General features: G+C 71.4%; 11 protein-coding genes. 1 reads left to right on the forward strand and 10 read right to left on the reverse strand.

The window, feature by feature from the left end; genetic code table 11:
- Window positions 1–149: 149 nt before the first annotated feature.
- Window positions 150–1034 (reverse strand): formyltetrahydrofolate deformylase, encoded by an 885-nt coding sequence (gene purU, locus MWU75_RS07910; RefSeq protein WP_247089458.1) that lies wholly within the window; start codon window positions 1032–1034, stop codon window positions 150–152.
- Between the two features lie 37 nt (window positions 1035–1071).
- Window positions 1072–1194 carry a hypothetical protein gene (locus MWU75_RS19885; protein WP_281496986.1) on the reverse strand — a complete coding sequence of 41 codons (123 nt, stop codon included), beginning with the start codon at window positions 1192–1194 and terminating at the stop codon, window positions 1072–1074.
- 148 nt (window positions 1195–1342) lie between these two features.
- On the opposite strand from MWU75_RS19885, the gene MWU75_RS07915 reads away from it, so the two are divergent.
- Complete coding sequence (locus MWU75_RS07915; RefSeq protein WP_247089459.1) at window positions 1343–2401, forward strand: LuxR C-terminal-related transcriptional regulator; 1059 nt, start codon at window positions 1343–1345, stop codon at window positions 2399–2401.
- Between the two features lie 41 nt (window positions 2402–2442).
- Here the strand turns inward: MWU75_RS07915 and MWU75_RS07920 are convergent, their stop codons facing one another.
- The 8 genes from MWU75_RS07920 to MWU75_RS07955 are packed head-to-tail and all read right to left on the reverse strand — an operon-like array spanning window position 2443 to window position 12521.
- Window positions 2443–2631 carry a DUF1707 domain-containing protein gene (locus tag MWU75_RS07920; protein WP_247089460.1) on the reverse strand — a complete coding sequence of 63 codons (189 nt, stop codon included), beginning with the start codon at window positions 2629–2631 and terminating at the stop codon, window positions 2443–2445.
- A 26-nt stretch (window positions 2632–2657) separates the two neighbouring features.
- Window positions 2658–3545: an ABC transporter permease subunit gene (locus tag MWU75_RS07925; protein ID WP_247089462.1), complete on the reverse strand. Its 888-nt coding sequence runs from the start codon at window positions 3543–3545 to the stop codon at window positions 2658–2660.
- A complete protein-coding gene (locus MWU75_RS07930) occupies window positions 3542–4483 on the reverse strand; it encodes an ABC transporter ATP-binding protein (protein ID WP_247089463.1) in 942 nt (313 codons plus the stop codon). The genes MWU75_RS07925 and MWU75_RS07930 overlap by 4 nt, the downstream gene beginning before the upstream one ends.
- Window positions 4480–5856 (reverse strand): acyl-CoA thioester hydrolase/BAAT C-terminal domain-containing protein, encoded by a 1377-nt coding sequence (locus MWU75_RS07935; protein WP_247089465.1) that lies wholly within the window; start codon window positions 5854–5856, stop codon window positions 4480–4482. The genes MWU75_RS07930 and MWU75_RS07935 overlap by 4 nt, the downstream gene beginning before the upstream one ends.
- A complete protein-coding gene (locus MWU75_RS07940; protein ID WP_247089467.1) occupies window positions 5853–7001 on the reverse strand; it encodes a hypothetical protein in 1149 nt (382 codons plus the stop codon). Before MWU75_RS07940 ends, MWU75_RS07935 begins: the two co-directional genes overlap by 4 nt.
- Window positions 7001–8080, reverse strand: a complete 1080-nt coding sequence (locus tag MWU75_RS07945) for a thiopeptide-type bacteriocin biosynthesis protein (protein ID WP_247089469.1) — start codon at window positions 8078–8080, stop codon at window positions 7001–7003. Before MWU75_RS07945 ends, MWU75_RS07940 begins: the two co-directional genes overlap by 1 nt.
- Entirely contained in the window at window positions 8077–10908 is a 2832-nt protein-coding gene (locus MWU75_RS07950) for a lantibiotic dehydratase (RefSeq protein WP_247089470.1), read from the reverse strand. The genes MWU75_RS07945 and MWU75_RS07950 overlap by 4 nt, the downstream gene beginning before the upstream one ends.
- Window positions 10905–12521: a SagB family peptide dehydrogenase gene (locus MWU75_RS07955; RefSeq protein ID WP_247089472.1), complete on the reverse strand. Its 1617-nt coding sequence runs from the start codon at window positions 12519–12521 to the stop codon at window positions 10905–10907. Before MWU75_RS07955 ends, MWU75_RS07950 begins: the two co-directional genes overlap by 4 nt.
- Window positions 12522–12538: the final 17 nt, after the last annotated feature.

Here is a 12538-nt window from a genome sequence, read left to right on the forward strand (position 1 = left end):
AGGTCAAGCACCGCTGGGCAGACGCATGACCCGCGGGCGGCGAGTCGTGGCAAGTCAATTGACAGATCCACACAACATGGTGAATTTTGTGCAGAAAGTTAACGTGTTTCAACGATCTGACGAGGCTGAGTGAGCACTTCTCCCGTGCGTCAGTCGAAGACGACCGTCCGCCGGCCCCGCAGGACGACACGCTGCTCGGCGTGCCAGCGCACCGCACGCGCCATCGCCATCGCCTCGAGCTCCTGGCCGACGGACGCCAGTTCGCCGGGGCTCATCCGGTGGTCGACCCGCCGGAAGTCCTGCTCGATGATCGGACCCTCGTCCAGGTCGGCCGTCACGTAGTGCGCGGTCGCCCCGATCACCTTGACCCCGCGGTCGTGGGCCTGGGTGTAGGGCTTGGCGCCCTTGAAGCTCGGCAGCAGGGAGTGGTGGATGTTGATGATCCGGCCGGGCAGCTCCGCGCACAACTGCGAGGACAGCACCTGCATGTAGCGCGCCAGGACCACCGTGTCGACCTCGTGCTCCTCGATGAGCTCGCGCAGCCGCCCCTCGGCCTCCGGCTTGGTGTCGGGCGTGACCGGCACGTGGTGGAACGGGATGCCGTGCCACTCGGCCAGGGCCCGGAAGTCCTCGTGGTTGGAGACGATCACCGGGATCTCGACGTTCATCAGCCCGGTCCGGGTGCGGAACAGCAGGTCGTTGAGAACGTGGCCCTGGCGGCTCACCATCACCAGGATCCGGTGCCGACGGGACAGGTCGAGGAACCGCCACTGCATGCCGAACCGCAGTGCGACCGGCTCGAAGCCTGCCTCCAGCTCCTGGACGGGAAGGGGCTCGCCCTCGCGCCGCAGGTGCATCCGCAGGTGGAACTCACCCGTGCTCGGGTCGCCGAACTGCTGGCTGTCCAGCACGGTGAGGTGCTGCTCCAGCATCGCGCCGGCCACCGCATGGACGATGCCGCGCCGGTCCTCGCAGGACACGGTCAGCACGAACTCGCGGCCCGGCTCGAGCGCCGGCTGGTGCACCTCGGTCACGAGCAGGGAGTCTATGCCGCTGCCCCGCCCGTGACGCCTACTCGGGGTCTATACCCCAGCAGGTGATACAGGCTGGCTCCTCGACCTCGTCAGCGGCGCTGGCCGCGGCGGAGCCGAGGAGTGCGAGTGCCGCGACTGCCATCACAGTGAGAACCTTCATGGGAGTGCTCCTATCGTGGTCGATACAGTGCTCATAGTTCGGACGCTAGCCGCGCCACGGGCCGCGTGGGGAAGTCCGAGTTGTCCGGAACGGGTCATGACAGCAATTGCCGTCTCCGACCGCGTTCCTCAGGAGGTGGGAGGGCACCATGGACGCAGAGTGTTCCGAGCTGACGCACGCGCTGGCAGAGGTGCTCACCGATGCGGGCGAGGACCCAACGGGGGCCGGGGTGTATGCCGTGCTCCTCACCCAGGGTCCTCGTGAGGCCGCGGACATCGCGGCCGCGCTCGGCACCACCCCGGAGGCGCTCGCGCCCGTCACCTCCCGGCTCATCGAGCTCGGACTGGTGCGCTGCGACCACGTCCGGGAGGAGCTGCTCGTCGCCGTCTCGCTCGACGCCCCGGTCAACCGGATCGTCGCCGCCGCCGAGGCCAGCGCCGCCACCTCGATCGATCGGGTCGCCCGCATGCGCGCGTCCTCCTCCGAGGCCGCCCGGTTGCTGCGCCAGGTCCAGACCCTGAGCAACCAGGAGCCGGAGTCCCAGACCCTGGACAGCGCCAGCGAGGTCGTCACCTTCCTGCACCAGATGAACGCCGAGTGCACCACGGAGGTGCTGGCGCTCATCGACCACAACCCGTCGCCGACTGCGCTGCGCCAGTCCCGCGACCAGGACCTCGCCCTCCTGGAGAAGGGCGTCCGGGTCCGCAGCATCTATCTGAGCTCAGCGCGCGGCCAGCCCGAGCTGATGGCCTACCTGCGCTGGCTGGAGGAGCACGGCGCCCAGGTGGCCCTGGCCCCTGTGGTGCCGGTCCGCACCCTCGTCTTCGACAACCGCACGGCTCTGGTCGCCCGCGACCCCGAGGACCGGTCGGCGGGCGCCGTGGTGGTGCGCAGCCCGGGGCTGGTCATGGCCCTCACGTGGCTCTTCGAGTTCCGCTGGCAGCAGGCCGAGACCCTCGGTGCGCCCGCCACCCCCACCGACGGTCCGTCCGCGGTCGAGCTCGAGCTGCTGCGCCACTTCGCCCAGGGGCGCAAGGACGCCGCCATCGCCCGCCGAATGGACGTCTCCGTGCGCACCATCCGCCGCACCGTGACCCAGCTCAGCGAGCGCCTGGGCGTCTCCAGCCGCTTCGAGCTGGGCGCCCGCGCCGCCGAGATGGGCTGGATCACGCTGCCCCCGACGCCGATGGTCACTGACACCGACTGAGCAGTATGCCGTGGCGCCAGCTCGACGCCCGCGTCACCGGCTCAGTCCCGGTCCGGCGGCGCCTCGAGGTCGTCGAGCAGACCCTCCAGGTCGCTGGGCACCACCGCGGCGCGGGCGCGGGCGACGCGCTCCTGATACTCCTGCGCGGTGAGCCGCCCCATGCCCTGGTGCCGCATCAGCGAGCGCACCACCTGCTCGCGCTCCCGCGTGCCGATCCTCAGCTCGGTCATCCGTCCTGCCCCTCTCGTCGTCCCACTCACAGCACATCACGCCGGCGGAAGGCTCGCACGGCGAGGGTCAGCGCCACCACCGTCCACAGCAGGATGACCAGGACCGCGACCCATCCCTGCGTCACCGCGCCGACCCCGGGCAACCCCTGGCCACTCGTCACACCACTGGAGTCAAGTGCCGCGGCCAGCGATCCCACATTAGGCGTCAGCAGCACCGAGCGGACGGCATCGACCGCCGGGAGAGCCCCGGCCAGCCCACCGATGAGCAGCATCTCCACAGCCACCAGCCACGCGATGCCCACCACCGAGGCGGTCATCAGGTTGCGCAGCAGTATGCCGAGGGCGAAGCCGAGCGTGGCGTAGCCCGTGGACATCAGCCACACCCCGCCCGCACCCGCTACCAGATTCTCCGGCGCGATCGCCAGCGGGCCACCCTCGAGCATGGTCAGCGCGGCGCCGCTGACCAGGCCCAGCAGCACGGTCAGCACGGCCGTCACCGCGAGGATGACCAGCAGCGCCGCGTAGCGGGAGAGCAGGAAGCTCACCCGGTGCGGGCACCTGGCCAGCAACGTGCCCAGGGTGCCGGAGCGATAGTCGGCGGCGGCCACGAGCGCCCCCAGCACCACGAAGACCGGGATGCCGTAGCCGGGGACCGACGCTGCGACATACGTCCCGGCCAGTTCCGGCGTGAGCGAGGTGACCATGTTGGCCGCCTGGGTGGGGTCCAGCTCGGCGCCCATCGCGCGGTAGACGGTGAACTGCACGACGTAGGCGAACACCAGGATCTGCAGGAGCCACACGCCGACCGCGATGCGCACCCCGGGCCGCCGGCCGAGGGCGGACAGCTCTGCGCGGAGATAGCGCGCTGCGGGTGATCTCTCGGCGACCAGCGGGGGTGCGGTGACGGCACTCATCGGACGGCTCCTCTCACGACGTGCTCGGGCCCGGCGTCCGGCTCACCGGTCAGGGACAGGTAGGCCGCCTCCAGGGACTCCCCCCGGGAGATCGAGCCGACCTCGATCCCGGCCTCGACCAGCGCCCGGACGACGGGGGTGGTGCTGCCTTCGACCGACCGCGCGTGCACCGCCCCGCCACCGGCGTTGACGTCGGTGACGCCCTCGGCCAGCTCCAGCACCCGCACGGCACTGTCCACGTCGGCGACCTCGATCACCAGGGTGGTGCCACCACCCCTCCCGCGGCGTAGCTCGGCCGGGGTCCCCTCCGACACGACCACGCCCTCGTGGAGGATGGCGACCCGGTCGCAGACCTGCTCGAGCTCGGCGAGCAGGTGGCTGGACAGGAGCACGGTGCGCCCCTCGTCGCGCACCCGGGCGAGCAGCTCACGCACGTGCACCATGGCCTGCGGGTCCAACCCGTTGACGGGTTCGTCGAGGATGAGCAGGGGTGGGTCACCCAGCAGGGCCCCGGCGATGCCGAGACGCTGCTTCATGCCCAGGGAGTAGCCGGAGAAGCGGCTGTCCGCGCGCTCGCTCAACCCGACCGTCTCCAGGACCCGCTCGACGTCGGAGCGCGGATGACCGAGATACCGGGCCAGCAGCAGCAGGTTGTCGCGGCCGCTCAGGTGCGGATAGTAGGCGGGCGCCTCGATGAGCGACCCGACCAGCCGGCCGGTGGCGGTCCCGCCCGCGGGACGCCCCAACACGGTCGCGTGGCCCCCGCTCGGGGCGACCAGCCCCACGAGGATGCGCATCAGGGTGGTCTTGCCGGCCCCGTTGCGACCCACCAGGCCGTAGACCTGCCCCGCGTCGATGGTCAGGTCGACGTCCCGCAGGGCGGTGACACCGCCCGGGTAGGCCTTGGACACGTCGGTGCACTGGACCGCGACAGTCATCGGGTCCTCCTTCCTGCACCGCCGGAGACGCCGGCGGGTGCTGGGTCGAGGTGTTCGGATGGATCGGTTGGGTCGCCGAAGCGCGTCCGCCAGCGGTCCAGGAAGTCCAGCTGCCGCACCCAGGCGTCGAGTGCGGCAGCGGCGTGCTGAGCGGGCTCCCCGCCGAAGTCGATGGCGAAGAAGGACGTCGGACGCATCCCTGTGGACGGCGGCAGCCCGGGGATCCCCATCGGGAAGGCCACGAAGTGCCCGACCCCGGCATAGCGCACGTCCTCGGCGATCTCGGCGCGACCGTGCTCGTGCAGGCGCGCCAGAATCAGGTCGGCGAACTCCGCGGACGGCCAGAGCTGGTCCGCCTCGCCGCTGACCAGCAGGATGGGTCCGGTGCAGCGCTCCACCGGGATCCCGGCCCGGCGCACCCGGTCCGGGTGCCGCAGGTCCTCGCGGAAGGAGGCAACCTGCCGCATCGGCCGACGGCGCAGCATCCCCCAGGCGGTGCCGATCCAGTCGCGCACGCCGAGGGTCGAGGCGTTGAACGGCAGCGGGTCGGCGCCGCGCACCCAGGCGGCCTGGGTGAAGTCGGAGAAGTTGGCGGTCAGCCCCGGTTGCCGCAGTGCCGAGGGGGCCACCGCGATGACCGCACCGACCCTGGGGTTGTCGCTGGCCAGCTGCAGCGCCAGCTCGGCCCCCCGTGAGATCCCCACCACGGCGACCTCCCACCCGCTCACGTCGGGCCGGGCGAGCAGCCACGCGACGGCGCCGTCGATGTCGTCGAGGTCGATCCCGACCAGCGTCGGCGGGCGGTCCTCGACCCCGAAGTAGGCCAGGGCGAGGACCACGTAGCCCTCGTCAGCCAGCAACGAGGCCGCGTGGTCGAGGCTGCCGCCGTCGGACCCGCCCAGCAGCAGCACGCCGGGATACGCCCGTTCGTCACGTGGCCGGTGCACCAACCCGACGAGTCCGGGACCGGCCACCGGCTCCTCCACGACCTCGCGACCGAAGTGCCGCTCGACCCGGTCCACCACGGCTACCTCTCCGGTCGCTGCGAGCTCGACGGCGAACCGGTAGTGCAACGGGGTCGGACGCCGCTTGCGGAACAGCGCGGTCCCGTCCGCGGTCACCGACCACAGCGGCCCCGTGGGGTCGACACCGGCGTAGGAGCTCCCCGGCAGCGGGGCATCCCGTGCCAGGTCGACGATCCCCCGCTCGTCGGCGCGGAACCTCGAGCGGGAGGACCACTCCTGCAGCCCGCCGTCGGTCGTCGTCACGACCAGATCCGCCCGGGAGCGGGGCGGTAGCCCGTCGATCCGCACCGAGAGGTTGTCGTCGACCCTGGTCCGGCGCGGCGCCACCTGCAGGACGACGTCGCTCACCACGGTACCTCCCCGGTGACCAGCAAGGTGACGCCGACCCACACGGTCCACAGCGTCACCACGCTCAGCAGGAGCACCACGACGACGCCGTAGACCGGCACGACCCAACGGGCTGCGCCGTCGGCGACCGGGGCCGGGCGACGCCGCAGCACGGCCGTCCAGTAGGCCCGGCTCTCGTCCGCGACGTCCCAGACGCCCAGCGCATGACTCAGCGCCTTCTGCCCGTCCAGCCCCAGGACCGGGGCCAGGTTGACCAGCTGCGCCATCCCGCCCAGGACGAGCACCACCACGCACGTCTCCGCGACCGGGTGGCCGGCCGGCACCAGGAGCCAGGTCACGAAGACCGGCAGCAGCACGACCAGCCCGCCCAGGACCCCGGAGAGGGACACCACGACCCGCTGCCACCGGTGCGGCACCAGATAGATGTCCTCGACCTTGGTGTAGATCGTGATCAGCGGGAACCGCCAGGAGATGCCCATCTCGCGGCAGCGGCCGCCGTACCGGACGCAGGTCAGCGCGTGGGTGAACTCGTGCACGAGCAGGGAGAGCAGCACGACCACGACCCCCACGGCGACGGTGACCGGAGCGCTGGCCCAGCTCGCGACATACCCCTCCCACAGCAGCGGCAAGCGCAGGCCGACGGTGAGCAGCATGAGCAGCACGAGTGCCGTCGCGACGGCCGCGGTCACCGGGTGCAGCAGCCACGCCGCCCGGCCCTGCAGCCAGCCGATCACCGGACCGGGGTCGATCAGCGGCACACGAACGCGCGTCACCCTGGGAGGCGTGACCCGGCCGGCCTGGTTCTGCTGGCGCAGCTGCTCGTATGCCGTGCGGCCGGCTTCCGCGTCCTCCCCCGGTGGCACGAGGAGCCGGCGGGCGTAGAGCAGTCCCATCAGCTGCTGCCAGGAGGCGTCGCCGAGGTCCTTGCCGAACGCGCCCCGGTAGTCCCGCTCGACGTCGCCGAAGGTGCGGGTGCCGTCCAGCCGGGTCAGCACGAAGGCCTCCCGGGGCGAGACCTGGAAGTAGCCGTCCGAGCGCACGTCGCGCACGACGTGCACCGTCTGGCCCAGCCTGCGGACCGGCGGCCCGACGGTGACCTCCGCGCCGAGGACCGGCGTGGGGTGCGGAGCCAGGGTGGAGGTCATCAGGCCACGTCCGAGCGGAGGCTCTCCAGGTAGCGGGCCAGCAGGTGGGAGAGGTAGACCTCCTCGACGATGCTGACCCCGAGCCGGTTGTTCGTCATGTGGATGAACGGCACCAGCATCGTGCGGAGGGTGACCTCCGGGTCGGTCGTGACCACCCGGTCGCCCTCCAGCACGCGCTCGGGGAAGATCAGGTCCCCGGCCCGTGTCGCCGCCAGGACCTGGTCCCGCACCCGCGCCATGTGCACGGCCCAGTCGCCGAGGAACCCGGGCAGGCTCTCGGGCCGGCCCGCCTCGATCGCGCCACGCACGGCCGTGAGCCGCTCCGCCAGCGGGCCGGCCATCTCCTGGTAGTTGGTCTCGAACCCGTCCCGGGTGGGTGAGTCCTTGGCCAGCATGGTGGTCTCCCACATCGTCTGGTAACCCTCGTGGAAGCGGGTCCCGTCCTCGGGCCGCGGGAGGAAGGTCAGGGTGCTGACCGCCATCAGCTGCAGGGCCAGCCCGAACATCACGTTGCGCACGTGCAGGTTGGTGGTGGCCACCAGCCGCAGCACGGTGTCGCTGGACTGCTCGAAGTGCTGCTCGGCGAGCCGCACCCCGTGGGGACCGCCGTACTTGACGTACTCCGGCTCGTAGGGGTACTCGGCGACGGTGTTGCTCTCCTGCATCGGCATCGCGCCGTCGGCGCCGTACTTCTCCTCCCAGTCGGCCTCGGAGTACTCCATGAGGAACATGTCCTTGTACAGCGTGCCGAGCACCGTCGGGTCGCTCTTGTAGAGCGACGGCCGGGTCTTGATGAAGGTCTCCGCGGCGTGCTGTGCGCGGGCCAGGACGACCGCGCGGTCGTCGGGGTCGCGGGGGTGCAGGCGGAGCCGGATGTGCGGCCCCTCCATCCAGTAGCGGATGAAGAACCAGCCGTCGATCAGGCCCTCCTCGCGCAGGGTGTCGACCAGTGGCTGGACGCACTCCTCCAGCAGCGGGTTGGAGTTGCTGCTGTAGAAGATGTGCAGCGCGACCCAGTCCTGCGCCACGGGTGGCTCCGGGAGTGTCGCCGGGGGCAGGGGGGCGGTTGACGTGGTCATGAGCGGGACCCTTCCGTGATGATCAGCTCGAAGGTCTGTTCTGAGACGTAGGAGCCGTGCTCGGTGGTCAGCCACAGGGCGTCCGGCCCCGGGAGCATCTCGTTGAACACGATCCGGGCGGTGTCCTGGCGCAGCATGTCGTCGAGCAGCTGCAGGCAGGACTCACTGGTGAAGTCGACATACTGAGGCTTGCCGCGGCTGGCGCTCATCGTGGCACCGTCGGTGCCGGGCCTGGTCTGTTCGGGGCTGTCCGGCTGGTCGTCCGGCTCCTCGGCGGCGCCGGCCGACAGGGTGGCGAAGACGTAGCGCGGCAGCCCGTGCTCGGCGCGGAAGCGCTGCCACTCCAGGTACCACCGGGCGGCCGAGTCGAAGTCCCGGCGGTGCGGCAGCTTGGCGGGGTTGGCCTTCCAGGTCTCGCGGACCAGGACGACGTCGCCGTAGCGCACCCGGGGATGTGAGCTGATCACCTGCTCGCCCAGCGGGGCGTCGGTCCCGCTCCACAGGTCGAGCTGGGCCATCTTGTTGAGCGAGAAGAGGAGCAGCACGCGCTGGATGTCGGACAGCGCGAACGGCAGCAGGAAACCGAGGTAGACCGGGATGACGCGCTGTCCGAGCCGCGGACAGAACAGCACCAGCTCCTCGGTGTCCGGGTCGTGGCGCACCTCCAGGTCGGAGACGTAGATCCGGTGTGCCTCCGACCGGCTCGTCACCTCGCCGGGGCAGACGATCTCATAGGGCGTCACGGCCGGGTGCAGGTTGAGGTTCGTGGTGTCCACCCCACCGGTGATCTCGGCGAACACCGCGCCGTCGGGCTGCTGCTCCAGCAGGTGCGCCCGCAGGTCCTCGACCAGACCCGAGCCCGGCTGCTCGTCCTGCGCCAGGGCGTGCAGGAAGCGGGAGAACATCAGGGACAGACCGGTGTAGGACTTGTTCAGGACGACGCCGGGCCGCTCCCCGCCGCTGAACTGGGCGAAGAAGCTGCGTGGGTCGGGGTCACCGGACCCGACGGGCAGCTCGGCGACGATGTCGTCGAAGAACTCGTCGGTCAGCACCAGCTCCTGGTGCACGTCCTCGAGGGCGGAGAAGGCCCGCCGCATGCCCCGGATCAGCGCCAGCCGCGCACGGTGCAGGGCGTCGACCTCCTCCAGGTCCAGCCAGTTGGGCGGCGGCGCGGGGAGACCGTCGTCGTCGGTGAGGGGCGGTCCGCTCGTGGTCTTCATGAACTCGTCGAAGATGTCGAGGTGGAAGTCCTGGACCAGCTTGACCAGGTCGTAACAGACCCCGCCACGACCGAACCGCACCGTGAAGAACCCGTTGAGCAGGTAGCGCTGCGGCGCGAGCGCGTCGAACACCGGCAGGATGCTCGCGACCCGGCCGAGCGCCGGGGCCAGGTCCTGCTCCCACCGGGAGCGGGCGGCCAGGACCTCGTGGCCCTCGGGGGTGGCGTCCTCGTAGATGAGGGTCTGCGGCACCGAACCGTCCGGGGCGCCCAGCGAGGTCATCAGCTCCTCGAGCTCGGCGCGGGTGTCCCGGAGCAGGTCGCGGCGATCGTGCGCGCAGGCGCCGGCAAACCGCTCCACGAGTCCGCTGACCCGGTCGAGTCGTCCGGCGACGTCGTCGGCCCACGGGCGGCCGATCCCCCGCAGTCCGGTCGTGAAGGCACGGATCGGGTCGTCGGCGTGCAGGTCGACCTGCAGCTGTGGTGTCGTGACCAGGTCCAGGCGGACCACGGAGGTGAGGAACCGGTCGATGTCCTCCCGGGAGGCGCCCTCGAGCCGCTCGTGCATCGCCTCCGCCACCTGGCCCAGCGTGGTGCCCGGTGCGGCGGTGAGCACCTCGATCAGCTGGGCCAGCAGCTGGCCGGCCGCCAGGTAGAACACGTTCTCCTGCATCGAGTCCAGGTTGACGGCACCGGCGTCCGCCCGGCTGGTGACCCGGCGGCGGCGCAGGTAGCGCAGCCGCTCTGAGCGGACCTCCCACCCGGTCACCAGCTCCAGCGGCAGGTCCTGGCTGTGGTCCGGGTGCGCCCGCAGGGCCTCCACCACCCGCGGGACGACCGCCACGTTGAGCCGGGTGCTGCCCACGACGCGGCTCAGGTCACCGGAGCCGGCGATGAGCTCCTGGGTCTCCTCCGACAGCCGGCCGTGGGCCACGGTCGTCAGGGTGCTGAACGGGCTGGTCTTGCAGGCGGTGCGGTAGACGTAGTGCAGCAGGGAGCGTGCCTGCTTGCGGGACCTCTTGGTCTCCCGTCCGGAGGAGACGCTGTGGGCGTAGTCCCCCAGCCGCGCGTCCAGCAGCGGCGAGGCCAGCGTGAGGCCCTGCCGGAACACCTCGGTCTCGGCCAGGTCGAGCAGGTGCTGACGGGCCTCCGTGACGTCCTCGGCCAGCTGGGCGTCACCGCGAGACACGGCCTCGTGCAGGTCGGCGCAGTCGGTGAGCCACCGTCCCACGGCCGCCTGCAGCTCGGCGCCGTGCACCGCCACCGCCTCGAGGGCGGCCTCCGGGTCGCGCGGGAGCCGCTGGTTGTGCACGTCGCGACGCAGCTTCAGCAGCGCCTGGCGGTTCGTGTGGTCGGGGTTGCCCCCGATGGCCGCCTCCAGCAGCAACCCGATCCGCTCCCCGGCGGCGGCGAGCCGGGACTCGGTGGCCAGGACCTCCCGGGCCCAGGCCTGGGCGCGCGGGCTGGCGAGCCCGGACACCACGTCATACGGCAGCCCACCGGACCGGGAGACGAAGTGCGGGTTGAAGGTGCAGTCTCGGGCGGGGGCGGACGGGTCACCGCGGCGCTGCGCGGGCCGGGTCTCTGGTCGGACATCCAGCTCGGTCATCGGGCGTTCTCCTCTGCCAGGCGCAGGTGCAGCTCGGCACCCACGGTGTCTTCGTGACCGACCATCAGGATGAGCATCGGCCACTCCGCCGTGGCGTCGTCGGCCTCCAAGGAGGCGGTGCCGAACGCCTCCCCGTAGGAGGTGTTGTCAAAGCCGAGGGCGGCCCCACAGCCGAGGCCGCGGGCGGCGGCGGCCAGGTAGCCGTACTGCGTCGCGGCGCCGATCGCGGCGTTCTGCAGCCGCAGGCCCCGGGGCCCGTAGTGGTCGATGATCTGGCCGGGCCGGGCTGTCAGCACGATGACCGCGGCGATCCGCGCCATGTCGTAGTTGCGCAGGAAGTAGTTGCCCTGCAGGAAGAGCTCCAGGCCCGCCTCGAGGGTCTGCGCCAGCTCCCCGGTGGAGCGGTCGTAGCGGTAGATCCCCTGGGCGACGTCGGCGACGTTGGTCGCGCAGACCCAGGTGCGGACCAGGCCGTCGGGCAGCTCACCGGTGACGCCGAAACCGTCGTTGGCCGCGTTGACCGCGTCCAGGACGTTGCGCAGGTCCCCCTGGCTGATCGGCGGGTCCGCGGTGAAGCGCCCGAAGCTGCTGCGCCGCCGCAGCAGGGCCTCGCGCAGCGGCATCTCGCCCAGGGGCTGTGCGGGCAGCACCACCCGCGGAGCGGAGTCAGCGACCCCGCGACCCGGGTCCTTAGGAGGTGGTGGTGGCACCTGCCAGGGGTTGTCGGCAGCGGCGGCGGCCAGGATCTCGGACTGGATGTCGTCGATCACCTCGAAGCTGCGTGGCGCCCGTGACTTCTCGTGCGCCTCGTGCCGCGTGGTCCGGCTGTGGCGTCCGCTGCCCCCCGTGGTGCCGCCCATCGGCACCGGCACGACGCTGACCGTGCTCTCGGCGTAGCCGTCCAGGCCCAGCAGGTCGTTCAGCTCGTGCTCGTCGAACCACAGGTTCGCACGCAGCGGCAGACCCTGGTTGCGGCACCACAGCTCCCAGGTCGCCAGGACGGTGCCGATGTCCATCGCGGTCACGTGCGGGGAGAAGCTGTTGTACTTGAACGCGTTCTGCCAGAACTTGATGGACAGCAGCAGGTAGCTGCCGGCGCCCGTGGCGTGCGGTCCCAGCGAGTCCTGGATCCGCCCGACGTAGTTGCCGGTGGCCAGTCGGCTGAGCGAGTGCCGGGCGCTGTTCCAGTTGTAGATGCCCGGGACCAGTCCCTGCTCGCCGCTGGTCACCAGGTAGATTTCGAGCGGATAGAGGCCGCCGCCGGAGGCCGTCCCCCGCGACCAGACCGCCCGGTCGTACCACGGCATCGCGGGCACGTCGTCGTTGCGGTGGACCGCCGCACGGCGGCCCGACAGGCCGTAGGAGTGCCAGAGCATGCTGCCGAGCGAGGCCAGGTCGAAGTCGCCGCTCCGCTCCCGTCCCGGGCAGCCGAGCGCATAGCCGAGTGTGCGGTCCACGGCCGGGGCGTGCCGCGGCAGCGCGATCGACTGGGTGCCGGGATACACCTTGTAGCGGCGCGGTTGGTCGTCCCAGGGCACGTCATACTCCAACGGGGCCATCGGGACGCGGCCACGGCGCAGGATGTCGTGCATGTAGGTGGCGGTTGCGGTCATCGTGGACTCCTTCTCCA

The sequence above is a fragment of the Ornithinimicrobium sp. F0845 genome (assembly GCF_023015765.1).
In the GTDB taxonomy this organism is placed as follows: Bacteria; Actinomycetota; Actinomycetes; order Actinomycetales; family Dermatophilaceae; genus Ornithinicoccus.